This window comes from Lysinibacillus sp. TE18511, from assembly GCF_054062295.1.
In genome coordinates, this window is sequence record NZ_JBSSFD010000031.1 from 1 (window position 1) to 19,721 (window position 19,721).

At 36.0% G+C, this 19,721-nt stretch carries 17 protein-coding genes, 1 pseudogene, 1 riboswitch and 1 other annotated feature; of the genes and pseudogenes, 8 read left to right on the forward strand and 10 right to left on the reverse strand.

Going from position 1 to position 19,721, the window contains the following annotated elements; translation table 11 throughout:
* Positions 1-156: pseudogene (locus ACVWXS_RS18700) on the reverse strand (aromatic amino acid transporter AroP); the annotation flags it as partial.
* A gap of 80 nt (positions 157-236) precedes the next feature.
* Positions 237-488, reverse strand: a binding site (T-box leader).
* A 481-nt stretch (positions 489-969) separates the two neighbouring features.
* Here ACVWXS_RS18700 and ACVWXS_RS18705 point away from each other — a divergent pair.
* A complete protein-coding gene (locus tag ACVWXS_RS18705) occupies positions 970-1,344 on the forward strand; it encodes a hypothetical protein (RefSeq protein WP_456959615.1) in 375 nt (124 codons plus the stop codon).
* A 65-nt stretch (positions 1,345-1,409) separates the two neighbouring features.
* Here the strand turns inward: ACVWXS_RS18705 and ACVWXS_RS18710 are convergent, their stop codons facing one another.
* Positions 1,410-1,781 (reverse strand): nucleotide excision repair endonuclease, encoded by a 372-nt coding sequence (locus ACVWXS_RS18710; RefSeq protein WP_370044156.1) that lies wholly within the window; start codon positions 1,779-1,781, stop codon positions 1,410-1,412.
* A gap of 203 nt (positions 1,782-1,984) precedes the next feature.
* Positions 1,985-2,095: riboswitch (SAM riboswitch) on the forward strand.
* Between the two features lie 118 nt (positions 2,096-2,213).
* Between ACVWXS_RS18710 and metA the strand changes: the two genes are divergently transcribed.
* The gene (gene metA / locus ACVWXS_RS18715) at positions 2,214-3,149 is read left to right on the forward strand and encodes a homoserine O-acetyltransferase MetA (RefSeq protein ID WP_068984321.1); all 936 of its coding nucleotides are present in this window, start codon (positions 2,214-2,216) and stop codon (positions 3,147-3,149) included.
* Positions 3,150-3,230: 81 nt separating this feature from the next.
* On the opposite strand, the gene ACVWXS_RS18720 is transcribed toward metA, so the two are convergent.
* From ACVWXS_RS18720 to plsY, 6 genes are all read right to left on the reverse strand, one after another.
* The gene (locus ACVWXS_RS18720) at positions 3,231-5,198 is read right to left on the reverse strand and encodes a GerAB/ArcD/ProY family transporter (RefSeq protein ID WP_456959617.1); all 1,968 of its coding nucleotides are present in this window, start codon (positions 5,196-5,198) and stop codon (positions 3,231-3,233) included.
* 34 nt (positions 5,199-5,232) lie between these two features.
* Positions 5,233-5,466, reverse strand: a complete 234-nt coding sequence (locus ACVWXS_RS18725; protein WP_423490241.1) for a hypothetical protein — start codon at positions 5,464-5,466, stop codon at positions 5,233-5,235.
* A 3-nt stretch (positions 5,467-5,469) separates the two neighbouring features.
* A complete protein-coding gene (locus ACVWXS_RS18730) occupies positions 5,470-6,669 on the reverse strand; it encodes a Ger(x)C family spore germination protein (protein WP_456959619.1) in 1,200 nt (399 codons plus the stop codon).
* Between the two features lie 25 nt (positions 6,670-6,694).
* Positions 6,695-8,281, reverse strand: coding sequence for a spore germination protein (locus ACVWXS_RS18735; RefSeq protein WP_456959621.1), 1,587 nt, complete (start codon positions 8,279-8,281; stop codon positions 6,695-6,697).
* A gap of 144 nt (positions 8,282-8,425) precedes the next feature.
* The gene (locus ACVWXS_RS18740; RefSeq protein WP_423490244.1) at positions 8,426-8,716 is read right to left on the reverse strand and encodes a HesB/YadR/YfhF family protein; all 291 of its coding nucleotides are present in this window, start codon (positions 8,714-8,716) and stop codon (positions 8,426-8,428) included.
* Between the two features lie 19 nt (positions 8,717-8,735).
* Positions 8,736-9,338, reverse strand: coding sequence for a glycerol-3-phosphate 1-O-acyltransferase PlsY (gene plsY, locus ACVWXS_RS18745; protein WP_068984314.1), 603 nt, complete (start codon positions 9,336-9,338; stop codon positions 8,736-8,738).
* 585 nt (positions 9,339-9,923) lie between these two features.
* On the opposite strand from plsY, the gene parE reads away from it, so the two are divergent.
* The 6 genes from parE to ACVWXS_RS18775 all read left to right on the forward strand — a co-directional run bounded on the left by parE (position 9,924) and on the right by ACVWXS_RS18775 (position 17,746).
* Positions 9,924-11,930, forward strand: coding sequence for a DNA topoisomerase IV subunit B (gene parE, locus ACVWXS_RS18750; protein WP_456959623.1), 2,007 nt, complete (start codon positions 9,924-9,926; stop codon positions 11,928-11,930).
* Positions 11,927-14,359 (forward strand): DNA topoisomerase IV subunit A, encoded by a 2,433-nt coding sequence (parC, locus tag ACVWXS_RS18755; RefSeq protein ID WP_456959625.1) that lies wholly within the window; start codon positions 11,927-11,929, stop codon positions 14,357-14,359. The genes parE and parC overlap by 4 nt, the downstream gene beginning before the upstream one ends.
* 115 nt (positions 14,360-14,474) lie before the next feature.
* The gene (locus tag ACVWXS_RS18760; protein WP_456959627.1) at positions 14,475-15,008 is read left to right on the forward strand and encodes a sigma-70 family RNA polymerase sigma factor; all 534 of its coding nucleotides are present in this window, start codon (positions 14,475-14,477) and stop codon (positions 15,006-15,008) included.
* Entirely contained in the window at positions 14,989-16,176 is a 1,188-nt protein-coding gene (locus ACVWXS_RS18765; protein ID WP_456959628.1) for a hypothetical protein, read from the forward strand. Before ACVWXS_RS18760 ends, ACVWXS_RS18765 begins: the two co-directional genes overlap by 20 nt.
* 297 nt (positions 16,177-16,473) lie before the next feature.
* Positions 16,474-16,926, forward strand: a complete 453-nt coding sequence (locus ACVWXS_RS18770) for an HIT family protein (protein ID WP_456959629.1) — start codon at positions 16,474-16,476, stop codon at positions 16,924-16,926.
* The gene (locus tag ACVWXS_RS18775; protein ID WP_456959631.1) at positions 16,919-17,746 is read left to right on the forward strand and encodes a protein phosphatase 2C domain-containing protein; all 828 of its coding nucleotides are present in this window, start codon (positions 16,919-16,921) and stop codon (positions 17,744-17,746) included. The genes ACVWXS_RS18770 and ACVWXS_RS18775 overlap by 8 nt, the downstream gene beginning before the upstream one ends.
* 413 nt (positions 17,747-18,159) lie before the next feature.
* Here the strand turns inward: ACVWXS_RS18775 and ACVWXS_RS18780 are convergent, their stop codons facing one another.
* Together ACVWXS_RS18780 and ACVWXS_RS18785 are read right to left on the reverse strand one after the other, a co-directional pair.
* Positions 18,160-19,071, reverse strand: a complete 912-nt coding sequence (locus ACVWXS_RS18780) for a sigma factor regulator N-terminal domain-containing protein (RefSeq protein ID WP_456959633.1) — start codon at positions 19,069-19,071, stop codon at positions 18,160-18,162.
* On the reverse strand, positions 19,071-19,562 hold the full coding sequence (locus tag ACVWXS_RS18785; protein ID WP_456959634.1) for an RNA polymerase sigma factor: 492 nt from the start codon (positions 19,560-19,562) through the stop codon (positions 19,071-19,073). The genes ACVWXS_RS18780 and ACVWXS_RS18785 overlap by 1 nt, the downstream gene beginning before the upstream one ends.
* Positions 19,563-19,721: the final 159 nt, after the last annotated feature.

A 19,721-nucleotide genomic window follows, 5' to 3' on the forward strand; every position in this document is an offset into this window, starting at 1 on the left:
TAAATAAGCTAGTAAAATAGATGGCCCAGCCATTTGAATTGTTGAACTAGAGCCATAAAATAAACCGACCCCAATGGATCCGCCAAGTGCAATTAATTGCATGTGACGAGTACTTAATTCGCGCTTCAGCTGTGAATCTTGATGATTGTCTTTCATAATGTCTTACTCCTAATACGTTTAGATTTTCAAATACTTTGCTCAAAAAAGGAATAAAAAAAACGTCCTTTTGGATTAACCAAAAGGACGATTCAACTCGTGTTACCACCTTTAATTTATAAGCAATTCACATTACTTACCTCAAGAAGTACGGTCATTTGACGATACTCTCGCACATGATTACGGGTGCTTACCGGCGTAGCCTACTTAGAATGATCTTTTCGGTACACAGCTCCAAGATGAATTCTCAATCGTTTTACATGCACCTCTCATCAACCGGTAACTTTCTGTTCGTAAAAATAATTGATACTATTTCTTTTCATAGCCTTTGTTCTATACAAATATTTTTGAATTGTTTTTCATTTTACAGAAAAAAATTATTTTGTCAATAAAAATTTCTTCATAACCCGTTTAAATTACATATGACATTTTACAATATAAATACAACTCACTACTTAAATATAAAAGCTAAAGGAAATATTTCAACAAATGTTAGTAAAGTTCTTTTAAGAATGTTATTCCACAATCTGGCCCGATTGTGGAATAAGAAAAGATCCTGCATATCAACACAGGATCTTTAATCAATCTTTATTATAAATGATCAATCTTTTTTATAAAACTACAACATTTGTAAAGACGTATGTTTTGTATATAAGTTGATTAGAGTGGAGGCTGGGCGACTCCTTGGGGCTTATCGGACGCCCCCAGGAAAGCGCCCAGTAGGAACGGTAATCAACCACACGTTATGGTAATGAGCCTAAAATATAATAAATAAAAATAATTATGGATGCTACATGAAGGTGGGAATAAATAGTGAAAAAAATCATCATTTTATTCATGTTGACCTTAACTATTTTAGGAGCATGTAATAATTCCACATTAAGTATTAGTGAAATTGCTGTTGTTCCAGATGAAGTGCAAAAGAAAATAATTTCCGATGATAAGCTCCAATTAATCAATGATGGAAAAGATACTTTTTACATTGTTTTTTATTCGAAAGGGATTGCACATGCTGATTTGGAGATACAGGGTGATATATTAAAAATAAAATTCGAAGAAATGAATCCATCCAATGATGTTGCTGAACAATATGTTTATAAAATTACAAAAGACCCTGAGCAGGAAATTATCGAGGTGTATATAAACGGCAAGTCCACACATTTTGATCATGTAATAACAGGTTTATAGGAAGAATAAACCTAACGAAAAAAACCGAAACCCCCTTAAAGAGATTTCGGTCTTTTTGCTAAAGATTAATAAAATACTTTATCAACATTGTATTTAGCACGGAATGAATTAATCGCGTATGTTTCGTAAATTTCACGTTCCATTGGATCTTCCACTTCATACACTTCAATTTTGAAAATTTCATTACGATGATTTTTCATCGGTGACACATTGTCCTCAAAATGCTTTTTAATACGTTGACGAATTTTACGTGCTTTACCTACAAATAATAGCTCGTTCTCTTCGTTGTAGAATAAGAAAATGCCACCGTTTTCACGTGTGATTTTATGGAAATCAATAAAACCATGGTACGGTGTGATTGGTACATCACCTGGCTTTAAATCTTGTTCGCGTTGGCGAATCACTAAATCTGGTTTTGGAAATTCAATTTTAATCAAACTTTTCACGTTCCTCTCTATTACTAAAGATATATGGTAACATAATTACGGCTTGTTTACCATAATATTTCATAGCGTCAACATGATTTGCATCAGGATTAGTGTTCATCAATTTAGAGAAGAACATGCATGTTAATTACAAAATATTCTATGTATTATTGATATTCTTAATTGTTCATGTTACAATTCTTTTTAATTAAATAATCTTATCAAGAGAAGCTGAGGGATTTGGCCCGATGACGCTTCAGCAACCTCTAACAAATGTTAGAAAGGTGCTAATTCCACCAAAGGATTTGTCCTTTGAGAGATAAGAGTGAACGTGGTTAAAATCCCTCTCATTCTATCTCAAATGGAATGAGGGGGATTTTTTTAATTTAGATGGACTTATAAAATTCTTTATATGTAGAGAAATACAAGAGAGGGGAATGCAAGATGCCAATTAATATTCCAAAAAATTTACCAGCTGGAGAACATTTACGTGAGGAAAAAATCTTCGTCATGGAAGAGGATAGAGCGAAAACCCAACAAATTCGTCCGTTAAATATATTAATTTTGAATTTAATGCCTGAAAAAGAAAAAACAGAGCTGCAATTACTACGTTTATTAGGTAACACACCATTACAAGTTAATATTACATTTTTAAACACAGCCACACATGAATCGAAAAATGTCAGTAAATCGCATTTACAGCTATTTTACACAACTTTTCATCAAATTCGCCATCGTCGCTATGATGGCATGATTATTACGGGTGCGCCAGTTGAAAAAATGGCTTTTGAGGACGTGAACTATTGGCAGGAAATTGCAGAAATTATGGATTGGTCCAAGGAAAACGTGACATCGGTCCTTCATATATGTTGGGGCGCACAAGCAGCATTATACCATCATTACGGTATTGGCAAAATTGAGCTCCCTGCTAAATGCTCAGGTGTTTATTCTCATGTCATTACGGATTTAACCGTGGATTTAGTTCGAGGCTTTAGCGATTTATTTACGGCCCCACATTCACGATATACTTCTGTTTCTATTGACGAAGTACGCAACCATCCTGATTTACGATTACTATCTTACTCAGAAGATGCCGGTGTCTTTATTGTGCAATCGAAGGATAATAAAAACATTATGATTACAGGACATCTTGAATATGATGCGACTACATTAGCAGATGAATATAGTCGTGATGTCGCAAAAGGTTTGGATATTGAGGTTCCAGTGAATTACTTCCCAAGTGATGATCCATTAAATGAACCGATTAATACGTGGCGTGCCCATACTCATTTATTATTTTCAAACTGGTTGAACTATTATGTTTACCAAGAAACACCATATGAATGGGATTTCGTTGATGAACTTGAATATCATATCTAGTTCATGGGTTCTGTAAACACTTAAACAAAATGATGACCTTGATCATATCAGGGGCATCATTTTTTAAATCCAAATATGTTGTTAGTTTTCTGACGGGTTTTCATTGGTAGATTCATTTTGACCTTTTGTAGTATTTTCGCAATTGCTATTAGTTTCATTCTGTACAGCATTTTGACTGTTGCTATTACTAGCATTAGTAGTGGCATTTTGGTTGTTATTATTACTTGCATTAGTAGTGGCATTTTGATTGTTATTATTACTAGCATTAGTAGTGGCATTTTGGTTGTTATTATTACTAGCATTAGTAGTGGCATTTTGGTTGTTATTATTACTTGCATTAGTAGTGGCATTTTGATTGTTATTATTACTAGCATTAGCAGTAGAATTTTGGCTGTTGCTATTACTAGCATTATTAGAAGCATTTTGGTTGTTATTATTACTAGCATTAGCAGTAGAATTTTGGCTGTTGCTATTACTAGCATTATTAGAAGAATTTTGGCTGTTGCTATCGCTAGCATTATTAGAAGCATTTTGGCTGTTGCTATTACTTGCATTATTAGAAGAATTTTGGCTGTTGTTATTACTAGCATTATTAGAAGCATTTTGGCTGTTGCTATCGCTAGCATTATTAGAAGCATTTTGGCTGTTGCTATTACTTGCGTTATTAGAAGCATTACCGCAATTGCAATTACTTCCATTCTGTACAGCATTTTGACTTTTGTTATTACTTGCATTATTAGAAGCATTTTGGCTGTTGTTATCGCTAGCATTATTAGAAGCATTTTGGCTGTTGCTATTACTTGCATTATTAGAAGCATTACCGCAATTGCAATTACTTCCAATTTGTACAGCATTTTTACTGTTGCTATTACTTGCGTTATTAGAAGCATTTCCGTTATTACTACCACTTGCATTCTGTGGACAACAATTACAGTTTGTAACATTTTCATTCCCTTGACTACCATTAATATTGCGAATTTTCGCGGCGATTAGTAGAACGATCGGTAACAAAATTGCAACAGTACCAGAAAACAAAGGAAAGATTTCTTTATTATAAGTATTGGAATGAACGATATCTGGATGAATGATTTGCGAAAGGCCAATAACAGTCATTCCGATTGGCAAAATGAGCGGACGATGATCTTTGATTTCACATATTTGCGCTATGCCGATAACGGAGGCATAAAAATACATAAACGTTTTAATAAAAATAGATAAGATCCACATGGCTGCCATAACCACTTCAACACGCTGCAAAAAATTCCCGATTGAAACTCTTTGCGCTAATGCATAGCTAGGAAATGTCCGATTAGAGGTAAGTGATGGACCTAGGACAAGGATACATAGTGTGACGATGGTTATTAAAACAATGCCTCCAATAGCTGTGCCAATATAAAATCCTTTTTGTGCTGATTTATGAACATTGACAGCGGAAGGGAAAAGTATTAATAGCACGGCAAGGGGAAATGAACAAATACTCATAAATCGAATAACACTTATAAATAATGATTTTTTTGAAGTTTCCAATATGGGCTGTACATTTTCAAAATTGATTAATGGTGATATACAAACTACAAAAATGATAAAAACCAAGATAAACACCGGAAAAAGTATTTCTGCTGAACGCGCAAAGACTTCGATTCCTTGGAATGCAGCATAAATGATGATTATGCCAAACAGCAATGAAAAAGCCATAGAAGGCGTCTCTGGCATCACTTCCGTAGACATGAAACTTCCAATAAAATATAATAATTCACCTGTAGCCAAAAAGGTAAGAAGGATAAAGCCAATTGCGGTCAGTTTTCCAAAAAAACGACCTAGTATTTTTTCGTTCGCCTCTGTAAATGTAAGTGTGGGAGTCTGATTTCCTAAAGTAACGAGTAGCTTCACTAAGAGTAAACTTAAACCGACACCGATGATTGTTGCGATCCATGCATCTTGCTTTGCTGCACTTGTTACACTTGAAGGGATAATTAATATGGCTGTACCAACTGTAAAAAGAAGGGTAATGATTGTAAATTGTCTTGAACTAATGATTTCTTTTTCCAACATGAACTACCCCTTCTTTTTAAAGTTACTTCATTTATTTTGACAGTGAAACGATGAACTCTCTAATTGGAGTAAAGATAAAGGTAATCAAGTCTGTTGGGCTTGGAATTTTGAGATTTAAAGCAATGCCAATATTTAAGGCAGTACCGATCAATAAAAAAATTGAAAAAATAACAATCGTTTTCGTTTCGTTATTTTTTTGAAGTTTAGGAATAAAAGCAAAGGCAATAACAATTGAAATAATGAGTATGAAAAATGTTATTACCATAGCTTATTCCTTCTTTTTTTTGTTCAATAATGAATTTTGCATTGTTCCTAATCCTTCTGTTTTGACATGTACTTCAACGTTAACTGGTAGCTCTTGGAATATGGTTGGCCAGTCTTCTTTGATTTTTTTCCACTTTTTAGGATCTGTGCGATGTAATTCCTCACCAAATCCAAAAATATCAGCTCGATAAGTTTGCTGAACTGTACTGATTGTTTTTTCGATTTGTTGTTGGATCACTTCTTCCGTTTTTTTATTTACGTAATCAATCGATTTATGGGAAGTAAGGTCAATATTACATTCAACTTCTCCGACATTTTGCTCAACATCTATATGAACATTAATTTTTGGCGTACCTTTTTCAAACTTTCCCTTTATTTTTGTCTTGGATTTCGTAATTTCTGTTGCTAATGTACCTCCCTTAGGACAAGCAATAATTTCAATCGTACTTTGTATTTTGTCACTTAAAAAACTTACGCTTTTACTTTCTTCTTCTGTTAAAAGCCCAATGTATTTATCTTCTTTGAATACTGCTAATCCGGCATACTTTAATACCACTGGCGTTTTTACTTTATCAACATTGGTTGCACCCATTCCTAAGGTCGCATCTCCTTTTATTTCAATGGCAGAAAGGATTGGACTTGTTTCAGGACTACTTAAAGTACTTACTAATTCATCAATATTAATGGAAATCGTTGAACCCCAAGCTTTTTCAGATGTATTAAGTGAATTGATCATTTTATTAGCAGGCACTTTTTCAATGGGTGTTAATATATTTAAGACTTCTTTTGCAGTTGCCTCGTGAGCGATAATGACATTGAAATCATTTCTGAATTCATGATCTCTAGAGATTAAATCTAATGCCTCACTAATTCCTTCTTTCGCTAATTCTTCCCCAATAATAACTACTTGTGTATGGGCAAAATAAATCTTCCTAGTCGATAATGTTGTCATTTTTCGAATAGCTTCGAAGATCGTTTTGCCCTTTGCGTAATTGGTAGTAACAGGTGATCGCCCACTAGTAGGGGCTTTTGATGAAATTTCACCAGGAACCACAATTTGAACAGTGACTTCAAATTCATCGTCTACTTTATCTATTCCTAGTGCAGAGACAATTGCTAATTCATTGAGTTCACGTTTACTCCAGCAACCACTTAAAAATATAGTAACAATCAAAAGTAAGCATATAGTTTTAATTTTTGACATGATTCATTCCTCGCTTGCACATTCGTTAATTCCTTTTTTTAACACTAAAATATTTATGCCCTCTAACATTGTTTTTTTGACTAATTAAACGTGGTCGAGTCAATAGAGCTCTGCGAGGAAACAATACTAAGGCATCTTTTTGATCCTTTAAGATTAATGGCCCAAATGGACTTAAATAAGGAACACCAAAAGTTCGGATGCTACATAAGTGAATAATGATCATCATTATCCCAAACATCACGCCGAATAAGCCTAACATTGCTGCTAATATCATTAATGGGAATCGTAGAAAACGGATTGTATTAGATAAGCCATAAGCGGGAAATAAGAAACTACAAATAGCAGTTAATGCTACAATAATAACCATTACAGCTGAGACAATCCCTGCTTCTACAGCGGCTTGACCAATGACTAAAGTTCCTACAATGGATACTGCTGGTCCAATAGTTCTTGGCATTCGAAGACCCGCTTCTCGTAATATCTCAAAGGCTAACTCCATAATGAGTGCTTCGACAACTGCAGGGAAGGGGACTCCTTCTCGTTGAGATGCGATACTGATGAGCATCGCTGTTGGTAGCATTTCTTGATGAAAAGTTGTTATGGCCACATAGAGTGAAGGCGCCATTAACGCAAGGCTAACACCAAAAAATCTTAATATGCGTACAAAAGAACTAATGAACCAATGCTGATAGTAATCTTCAGCAGATTGTAAAAAGGATGTAAAAAGAGCAGGTACGATTAATACAAAGGGTGTACCGTCCACTAAAATAGCAATTTTACCTTCTAATAGTTCTCCCGCAATGACATCAGGTCGTTCAGAATTAAAGACAGTTGGAAATATAGTGAATTTAGAATCTTGAATAAAATCTTCGATATAGCCACTTTCCAAAATTCCATCAATATTAATGCGATCTAATCGAGAAAGAACTTCGGCCACGATTTTGTCATTAGCAATACCGTTTACATACATAACCGCAACATCCGTTTTCGTGACCTCTCCGATCACACGAGACTTTATCCAAAGATTTGGACTTTTAATTTTCCGACGGATTAGGGCGGTGTTGGTACGTAATGTTTCTGTAAAGGACTCCCGTGGACCTCTAATAACGGATTCTGTTGATGGCTCAGTAATAGCTCTATCTTTTGCACTTTTTGTACTAGTGACGATGCCAGTTGTAACACCATCTAAAAGGATGACCGTATCTCCATTCAAAATAGAATTGTACAGTGCTGTGAAATTCAAAATATCATTGACATCGCCGACTGTTAAACAAGTTTCTTTTACATATTGTTTTATGGTCTCTACATCTGTGTCTTGAGCTTCTTCAAATTCTTGCATCATCTTATCAATCACAGAATCAGAAATAGTTGTTTTATCGGATAAACCATCAATATAGATCATCATCATTGCATGTTCTTCAGATTTACCAATCGTAATTTCACTTGATATTGTATTTTTTTCAGCTTTACCAATCGTAATTTCTCGTATGATAATGTCATTACTATTCCCAAGTGTATTTTTAATCACCTTCATATTTTGAGAAAGTGAGCTATACAATAGGTCATTGTTTGAATTGGATTGGGAGGTATTTGTAACATTAGAAATGGACATTTTCTTTCCTCCTCAAGTTTGCGTTCACTACCTCTAGAATGTACAACTTTCAGAAGAGATAAACCAAGGGTGGAATTGAATTCAAATAAATCATTGGAAAAAAGAAAAGCAGTGTTTCCCTCGGTAAACGAAGGAAACACTGCTTTATTTGCGGTAATCATACTTTAATTCATCTATAGTAGTATCCACATCTACATGTAAATTGTGATCATTGAAAAACCATAAATCTTTTTCATCGATGTAGTAGGTAACATCGTCAAGAACTGTCTTTACACCAATTTCGATTGGTTCTTCACGAGTCATTCCAAGTGAAAAGCCTTCGTGAAAGGGACTGGAACCACCATATCTTGCATAAAAACGAATAGTATCTCCGGATTCTACTTCCATCTCTCGTTTAAACCATTGTAGGGCTTCATCTGTTAGTGCAATATTCAATAGAATGCTCCTCTCTTCGTTACAGCCATTTCACCTTAGGCTCTGTCCCATTTTTAATGCGGACAATATTTGCTCGGTGACGATAAATGATAAAGCTAAATAAACATGCTACTAAAAAACCTAACGCAATATCACCTGTAACAAAATAATATACGATTGAATAAATTAGTGCTACTAAAGCGGCAATCATGGAAGTTAAGCTGACAATTTTCGTTAGTTTTAATGTAACGAAAAAAGTAATAAATAGTAAAACAAATAGAGGCCATGAATAGCCTAAGAGAACTCCTGCTGATGTTGCCACAGCTTTCCCTCCGCGGAAACTCGCAAAGACAGGGAACATATGACCAACAACCGCTATAAGTCCAAGAATTAATGCGTGAATGGATACTTCAGAAAAAACAGGAAGAGATACGAGTAATACTGCAGCTGTTCCTTTTAAAACATCCATAATTGTGACAACTATTCCTGCTTTTTTTCCTAAAATACGGAATGTATTCGTCGCCCCTAAATTCCCACTACCATGTTCACGAATATCTGTTTTATAAAAAATTTTGCCTATCCATAATCCCGAAGGTATAGAGCCGATTAGATAAGCACATAAAATAATAAGTCCATTTAGCATAGCTGGACTCCTTTCATTTATAACTTGGTACTAATAATATGTAACAAGTATTTTACACTTTTTCTCTTTAATCTACAATGCAATGAAGGAGATTTCCTAGTGTATCTTGAATTCAATACAAAAGATAAATATATTTTAAAGATTTCTATCGGTTTATCGAACATAAGTTAGGCTTTTTGACATGAGTATTTCCATCAGCCCGAGCGTCTTTCTTAAAATATAGGTAAAATGGCAATTTTGTCATTCACCCGTTCCTTTGGTAGAATAGAAGTCTATCTTTAATTTCGCGGAATGGAAGAAGTACATTTTTATTAACATGCCTGAATATTTTACAGTGGGTATTGAAAAGCTTCTGCATGAAGATATTAAAACCATTATGCGGTTGACAGTTAGCAATTAGTCATCGGTATTTCTGCAACTAAAACTTAATGCCTTGCGTCAAGGAAATAGGACAGCTGAAGCAATAATGGCAAATGATTCTATAAAAAAGTAAAAGTTGTGAAGGATTTTTAAAATTTTTTTGGACCTGCCACTAGCTATTGACAGGAAATGCTATTATTATTAGGAAGAGAACATGAATAGAACATGCGTTTGTTTTTTTTGGAGGGGAAATATTTGGCGAATAAACAGTCACCAAGCGTCTATAATGATGACGCCATTCAAGTATTAGAAGGATTAGAAGCGGTACGAAAGCGACCTGGCATGTATATCGGTTCTACAGATGGCCGTGGACTTCATCACCTTGTATATGAAATCGTAGATAATGCGGTGGATGAAGCACTGGCTGGCTTTGGTTCTCATATCATCGTCACTATTCATAAAGACCAAAGTATTAGCGTTCGAGACTTCGGCCGTGGAATGCCCACGGGGATGCATAAGATGGGTAAACCAACTCCTGAAATTATCTTTACCGTCCTACACGCTGGTGGTAAATTCGGACAAGGCGGCTACAAAACGAGCGGTGGCTTACATGGTGTAGGTTCTTCAGTTGTTAATGCTTTATCTACCTTTTTAGAAGTGACGATTCACCGCGACGGTAAAAAGTATCGACAACGTTTTGAAAACGGTGGACATCCTGTGACGACACTTGAAGAAATCGGACAAACAAAACAGACAGGAACACACGTCCATTTTCTACCGGATGACACGATTTTCTCTGTGACAAAATATAATTATGATACGCTTGCAGAACGTTTACGCGAGTCAGCATTTTTATTAAAAGGCTTAAAAATTGAGTTAATCGATGAACGCGAGGAAGGCAAAGGTGATGTTTTCTTTTATGAGAACGGCATTGAAGCTTTCGTTGCGTATTTGAATGAGGAGAAAGATGTACTTCACCCTGTAAAGTATGTGGAAGGGATTCAAGATGAAATTGAAGTAGAGTTCGCCTTCCAGTACAATGACGGCTATTCAGAAACAATTCTTTCATTCGTTAACAATGTTCGTACGCGAGATGGCGGGACACATGAAACGGGTGCCAAAGCAGCGTTAACGCGTGTTTTTAATGAATATGCACGAAAAATTGGTCTGTTAAAAGATAAAGATAAAAACCTTGAAGGGACAGACATTCGAGAGGGCTTAGCAGCGATTGTTTCTGTTCGCATTCCAGAGCACTTACTACAATTCGAGGGCCAAACGAAGGGTAAGCTTGGGACGAGTGAGGCCCGTTCGGCGGTAGATAGTGTTGTCTCAGAGCAAATTTTATATGTACTTGAAGAAAATGCTGAATTGTCTGCATCTCTTGTGCGAAAAGCTATTCGTGCACAGCAAGTACGTGAAGCGGCTCGTAAAGCGCGTGAAGATGCACGAAATGGCAAGAAAAGCAAAAAAGGCAGTACGATTCTTTCTGGAAAACTAACACCTGCACAATCTCGAAATGCTGCAAAAAACGAGCTGTATCTAGTCGAAGGTGATTCTGCAGGAGGTTCTGCTAAACAAGGGCGAGATCGTACGTTCCAAGCGATTTTACCATTGCGTGGTAAAGTTATTAATACGGAAAAGGCGAAGCTTCAGGACATTATGAAAAATGAAGAGATTTCAACGATCATTCATGCCATTGGTGCAGGCGTTGGAACAGATTTCTCTGTTGAGGACTCATCTTATGATAAAGTCGTGATTATGACCGATGCGGATACTGATGGAGCGCATATTCAAGTGCTGCTACTAACGTTCTTCTATCGTTATATGCGACCATTAATTGAAGCAGGAAAGGTATTTATCGCATTACCGCCGCTTTATAAAGTGTCAAAAGGTACTGGTAAAAAAGAAGTGATTGAATATGCTTGGACCGAAAGTGATTTACAAACAGCCATTAAAAAAGTTGGAAAGGGTTACATATTACAGCGTTATAAAGGTCTTGGAGAGATGAATGCTGACCAGCTATGGGATACGACGATGAACCCGGAAACGCGGACATTAATTCGCGTAACAATTGAAGATGGTGCACGTGCTGAAAGACGTGTCACAACATTAATGGGCGACAAAGTTGAACCACGCCGAAAATGGATCGAAGCCAATGTCAACTTCGGTATGGAGGATGATTCTAATATTTTAGACAATGAATTCATCCAACAAGAGGAGGGCCAAGCATGAGTAGTACGGAAAAGTTTCAAGATTTACCTTTAGAAGAAGTAATGGGTGACCGCTTTGGTCGCTATAGTAAATATATTATTCAAGACCGCGCGTTGCCTGATGCACGTGACGGTCTTAAGCCTGTACAACGTCGTATTTTATATGCGATGTTTACAGAGGGTAATACGAATGATAAACCATTCCGTAAATCAGCCAAAACAGTCGGTAATGTTATTGGTAACTACCATCCACATGGTGATAGCTCCGTATATGAAGCGATGGTACGTATGAGTCAGGATTGGAAGGCACGTCATATGCTCATTGAAATGCATGGTAATAATGGTTCTGTTGATGGTGACCCACCTGCAGCGATGCGTTATACAGAGGCAAGACTTTCTGCCATTGCAGCCGAGATGCTACGTGATATTGGCAAGAATACCGTTGAATTTGTGCCGAACTTTGATGATCAAGATATGGAGCCAACTGTTTTACCAGCGCGTTTCCCTAATTTACTCGTTAACGGCTCGACAGGTATTTCTGCCGGCTATGCAACAGATATCCCGCCTCACGCGTTAGATGAAGTGCTAGACGGCGTTCTAATGCGCTTAGATAACCCGAATGCCACGGTTGATGAATTAATGACCGTCATCAAAGGACCTGATTTCCCAACAGGTGGTATCATCCAAGGTGTCGATGGCATTAAGAAAGCGTATGAGACAGGACGCGGCAAAATCATTGTGCGTGCTCAAGCAGCTGTTGAACCAATCAAGGGTGGCAAAGAGCAAATCGTTATTACAGAATTGCCGTATGATGTCAATAAAGCAAATCTTGTAAAGAAAATTGATGAACAGCGTGTGGATAAACGACTTGAAGGAATTGCGGAAATTCGTGATGAATCAGATCGTACAGGCTTACGCGTTGTGATTGAGCTGAAAAAAGATGTACCTGGACAAGGTATTTTAAATTACTTATTCAAAACAACTGACTTACAAGTAGCTTATAATTTTAATATGATTGCTATCCATAATCGTCGTCCGACAATGATGACATTGCCATTGTTATTGGACGCGTATATTACCCACCAAAAGGAAGTCGTGACGAACCGCTCCATTTATGATTTGCAAAAAGCTAAAGATCGCTCACATATTGTTGATGGCTTAATTAAGGCGCTGTCCATTTTAGATGAAGTCATTGCAACGATTCGTTCTTCCAACGATAAACGAGATGCGAAAACGAACTTGCAGGTGAAGTTTGATTTTACAGAAGTGCAATCAGAGGCAATTGTGAGCTTACAATTATACCGTTTAACGAATACGGATATTACAGAGCTTCGCCATGAACAGGATGAGTTAAATATACTCATCGCCAAGCTTGAAGGCATTCTGAATAGTGAAGCGAAGCTTGTGCGTGTCATTAAACAAGAATTGCTCGATATTAAAAAACGTTTTACAGAGCCACGTCGTTCGAAAATTGAACGAGAAATTGAAGAAATCAAAATTACATTAGATGTTCTTGTACCAAGTGAGGAAGTCGTTGTTACTGTCACAAAGGATGGCTATATTAAACGTACATCTACACGCTCACACGCAGCATCGAATGGCCAGGATTTTGCGATGAAAGATTCCGATTATTTATTATATGAAGAAAACTTAAATACGCAGCATCACTTACTGCTGTTCACAAATCGAGGCAATTACATTTATCAGCCTGTCCATGAGCTACCAGATATTCGTTGGAAGGATCTTGGTCAGCATATTTCAAGTATTGTGCCGACCGGAGAAGACGAATCTATTCTTGCTGTATACGGTTTTGAGACATTCGAACAGGCCAATACGTATATTTTAACAGCTACGAAAGATGGACAAATTAAACGCTCACCTCTAGCAGATTATGCTGTAACTCGTTATTCGAAGCCGATTAAAACGATGAATGTCAAAGCAGGAGATGAAATGATTTTTGCGGATTTCGTCACTGATGAAGCGGAATTATTATTAACGACAGATACAGCTTATGCGATTCGCTTCCCGATTGAGGAGCTACCAGTAACAGGCGTCAAAACAGGCGGAGTTAAAGGGATTACGCTAAAAGAGGGAGAAGCTTTAATTGGGGTCAACATCTTGCAGCCAAATAACACTGAATATGTTGTCATTGTGACGCAACGTGGTGCTGTGAAGAAAATGAATGTAGCTGAAGTAGAGATGACAAGTCGTGCGAAACGCGGCTTAAAAGTGTTAACAGAATTAAAAGCGAATCCTCACCGTATCGTCTCTGTTGTAAAGGCGACTGAAGAGGAACAAGTTATAATTGAAACAGAAAAAGGTGTGCAAGAGATTCTCGATGTTCAAGCACTTACTCGAGCAGATCGCCATTCAAACGGCTCCTTTAAAGTAGATATTGCTACAGACGGTGCCATTTCACATGTACTAACATCCAAAAAAGAAGAAAAATAAAATTAATTTTCTAGCCCATGCTCCTTTTGAGAGTTGGGCTTTTTTTATGTAAATTGAAACCAACAAGCTTTGTGCTTTGTCTAACCTATACAATCTAAAGAAGGGAGGTTATATTTTGGAGAAACAACAAAGAGATACACAGCTAAGAGAAGCTATGGATTTATACGGTAATTACTTATTACGGCTTGCTTATACATATGTAAAAAGTAAAGAGAAGGCAGAAGATATTGTGCAGGAAGTGTTTATACGTTATTACATTCAAATGGAGCAATTTGAAGGGCGTTCTAGTGTAAAAACATACTTATATCGTATGGTTGTGAACGAATGTCATAATTACTTTAAAAGTTGGGCGTATAGAAAAACGGAATTAACGAGTCTTTTTAAAAAGCATGATACCTCAGTTTCAGTGGAGTCAGAAATTTTAAAGAAAGAAGAGATAGATGTTATTGCTGACACTATTACTACATTAGAAACAAAATATCGAGAAGTACTTTGGCTTTATTACTATGATGAATTATCTGTCAACGACATCGCATTAGTTTTACAATGTTCCGTAAACACAGTGAAGACAAGGCTAGCAAGGGGAAGAAAAAGGGTAGGTATTCAATTGGAAAAGGAGGGATTTTATAATGGAAACGAATTTACATGAACGATTGAAGGAAATAATACCCGACAATTTAGAATTAACCACCCAGAAAAAAGAAGAAATTATTTCAGCGGCGCATGATAGATTTGTCCAGCAGCAACAGCCTGTAAAAAAACATGTGTGGAAGCCAGTAGCAGTTGGAGTTTCAGCATTTGCACTTACAATCTTGCTTAGTTATCCATTTATAGAAGACATTAAAGAACAATTGATTGTTTCGCAAGTAACTGAACAATCCTATGAAGAAATTAGTATACCAGGACGTTCTGCTGAAACGTTATTTACAGCTATATTTGATGATGCAACAAACTCTTTCTTTTACTTCGAAGGTGGTAACGTTTATTCTTATGCGATCGATACACAGATTGAGACAGTTGAGGTGAAGGGTGAACTGCCTATTTCAAAGATTCTCGTGAATGAAAATTGGCTTGTTTGGATGTGTGATGATAAAGAGGATGTTTTTGTTAAAAATAGAAAGACGTTAGAGGTCAAAGAATTTTCTACTAGTTCCTTTATAGATTTAGATGATGATATACTGCTGACAGATAATGATAATACACATTCAGGTCATACCATTTATCGCATGACGAATTTACGAACAAACGAGATAAAACAATATAAACAATCCTTTGATAATAGTTCAGTAAGTCAGCCGATTTATCAGGACAATAAGTTGCTTATACCAGAAGTCGTTAAAAAAGATGGTGAAGAAGTGGTGCGCTTTACGCTCTATGATGTCGGAACAGCAAAAGAGAAGCAATACGAATTACCTTTTAAAGGAACGCTGGACATTGCACTTACCGACCAAAAAATTTATGCTTCCTTTAAGAATGGAAAAAGCTTAGAGACGGGTTATGTTGATTTAGTAGACGGCTCTTACCATAAGATTGATGATAAAAAGGCTTTTTCTTTAGCTGCCTACAATAATAAGCTTGCTATTAATGAGTTTATACCGAAGGAGGGCAAATCTCTGTTTAGATTATACCATGTAAACAATGGCTCTTTAACATCGCTTTCCGACTTTGAAGATGTTCAATTCGCTCTCATAGCGCCGCGTTTTACAAAAGAAGGGACATTGCAGTTATGTGGGGTAAATGAAAAATATATTTCAGAAGATGGAACTCTTGAAGATAAAGATGAGGCAGTTAAATTATATTTACAGCGCTTTCAGTAAAAAGAGCCTTGTCATTTACAGGCGGATGTCAAGGAATCGGAAAGGAGTTCTTTAAAGGATGTTAGCCTAAAATCATCGCATCCATGCGATAACGGCTAACTGACCTGCATCCTGCAGGCCTAAGTACAAAGCCAATTTCGGACGCAATAATGCCTAGGCATTATTGATTTCATTTGAGATAACATCACCATACTTGGTGGTGTTTTTTCATGGAGAAAAAATATTTAGAAAATTGCGCAAATGTAACGCTTTTTATATTATAATTCTATAACTACCAAAAAAAGGGGGGTCATTCATATGAAAGACTGTTTTATTTGCAATAAACACGTTGGAAATATTGAAACTTCTGGAGTTATGATTTATGAAGACGAATATGTATATGTAGGACACATTGATCGAAATGGTAAACCCAACTATTTAGGTCATATTATGATTGACCTAAAAAGACACATACCGACACTTGCTGAAATGACAGTAGAAGAAGCAAAAGCATTTGGTGTCATAATGGCTAGAGTCAGCAAAGCTTTAAAGGAAGCCGAAAACGCAGAGCATATCTACTCACTTGTTTCAGGAAATTCTGTTCCGCATCTTCATATGCACCTAGTTGCTCGTTATCCTAATACACCAAAAGAACATTGGGGACCGATGGAAGTTTACGATTGGGAAGATGCACCTATGGGTGACAACAATGATGTTATTGAACTTTGTCATCGTATTAAAACATATTTAGAGAACAATCAATATGAATGATCACTTCAAAGATTTTAGTTGGGTTGGAAGCCAAGAAAACTTTGTAGATCAAGTAAACATTCAGCATATAGATCATATAATTGTGGGTCGATATGGCGGCAATTCGAATGCAGGACAATATAAGAATGAAGATGGATGCCTAGTATGGTTTAACGACAGAGAAGATTGGGAATTCGTTATTGTTTTAGATGCGCATAACACATCCGAGAGTGCCGAAAGAGTAGTAGCATTGTTCGAAAATGAAAAATCTCATATAGGGCATTTATTGTCTATGCCGACAACTCAAAAAACTTTTAAGATGCTAGAAGAAAAGGTATTATGTATGTTTCAATCTAAGGAATTCTTAACTACTTGTCGAAATGTTAAAGGAGAAACCGCTTGTTTAATTGTTGTTAGAAAAGAGAAATATATTTGGTGGTTTTCTGTTGGGGATTGTGTTCTTTATTTATTTCATCCAGAACTATCTGCACTAGGTCAATACCAAATCAATCAAAGACAATTCTATGAATGGATAGGACAAGTTAATACTTTTGAACAAGAAGTACCTTGTTACAGTGTGGGAATAAAAGAATTGAGACAAGGGGAAAACCGCTTATTTCTGACTACAGATGGTCTAATTGAATGCCCTAATGAACCATATTTAAACCCAACAACAATTGATCATGCTTTCTTTCATTCTAAAGATGAAGAAAACATTAAATCAATGTTGAAAAACATCCAAGAAAATAATGTCAGAGATAGTACTACCATAATTTCTTGGAAAGTAAACATTTTAAAGGAAGCTACTATACCAAGTAATCAACAGGCAAACAAATACTGATTAGTATGCTAATTAGTATTTTACCTGTAAATCGAACCCGCTAATAGTAAGTTGTGACAATTATGGAGAACAATAAAGACCTTTCCTAAAATCAGAAAGGTCCCTTTTTTATACTTGTTCTCAATAAATCTACAAAGACAATTTGATGATGCTGTGCTAAATATTTTTGAGAAATCAAGGGAAGTGCCGTTAACACTTTTTTATCACATTCCTACAGAAATAACATATACGTTAGCATTATAAGACGCCAGATAAAAGAAAAAGATACTTTCCTCTTTCCGTAGTTCAATATCATCTTCTAAATGCTGAATAAACTTTAACGTTATCATACTATAACAGTAAAATTTTCACTCTAGATTTATTTTAGAATAATCTAGGGATCGATCAGACCTTTGATATCTGGTCTCTTTACTTTATTTTTCTGGCTTAATATAAGGAACGATTGGTGCAGTGGCGCCTACTGAAGCACCACGGATAAAATCTTGATTCTCTAAGGCTTTAAAATTATTTGTTTTGCCAGTGAGCATGACCCCTAAAATTTTCACTTCCTCAAACCGTTTATCTTTATTTGAATTTAAAAACTCTTGGATGGTTTCGTCATTTTTATTGGCATCATATTCTTGAAGTGTATCAATAAAGTCATCGTAGGCCTCTTTCGGTGAATCGGCTGGATCAAAGCCATAAACCTCTAAACCAGCAGGTCCATTACTTTCATCCGTAATTCGGGAAGTCATATATAACCATACGATGTTTAAATTGCTAGGAATTTTCCCTTGTATTTCTTGTAATGTATAAGGTTTGTTGAAAGAAACGGCAACTTCTGCAACGTGTTTCTCCAGTTGCGAAATTTCGCCTAGTTCGTTTGGTACATCGTCAAAGTATTTTTGAATGGATGGATGATAAAATGTCGCTGATTTAGTTTTTGTCTGTTTATCGTACTCATAGTACTCTGTATCAGACCAATAAAACCCTGGTACTAACTCGTTCGTATCAATATTGAGGCGAAGCCAACCATATGAACTTGTAAGCGTGCTCCATGGAACGACATAACCATTAATATTCTTCGAACGGTTTGTGATAATGTTTCCACCAAACATGGAAGAATTACTCGTTACTTGAGAGTCGATTTGAATATTAGGTTCAGCAATAGCATTATGTAAAAAAAGCTGTTCGTGCAGTCTGTTAGAACTTTTTGCTGCAAAGTAGTTACCGGTTTTATAAAAAATAGGGCAGAGAAGTAGTACTACAATAATTGAAGTGATGATAATTTTTAATAATTGTTTTCGCTTAGCTTTTTTTAAAGCGTCATTTAACGAAGTTTCCATTAATATGTACCTCCTATTTTTGAGTGAATGCATTTACGTGCGCGATATAATTTTTGCTTGACGCTATCTACTTGAATATCTAACAAATTAGCAATTTCTTCATATGAAAAATCATAGTAATACTTTAAAAAGAATATTTCTTTATATTCTTTTTTTATGTCTTTTAATAAATAGAAAATTTCATCCTTATTTAGCAATTTATCAAAGTGATCATCGATGTGTTGGAGCTTTGAATATATTTCCTCAGTGATGTAAATGTTCTTATGCTCCTTTTTCCTTTTCAAGTCAATGTATTGATTGAGTGCTACTCTAAAAAACCATGGACGCAGATTAGTCTCAGTTAGGTCATCCAATAGTGTGTAAACTTTGTAAAAGGTGTTTTGAATGATATCCTCTGCATCTTCTTTATTAGCTCCTTTCATTCGTAATAGTTTGAACACTTCCTCTCCTAAATGGATTAGATAGGAGGTCAGTTCATTTTCTTTTCTCATTGTTGGTCCTCCTTACACTTATACAACGAATGAGTAATCACAAATGTATACACTTACATATAAAGTTATTATAGAATAAAGGCTGTGTTTCACATTGCCTTCTGAAATGACATTACATTAAATATGAAATTGAGCCTTGTCTTTTAAAGATAGATATGG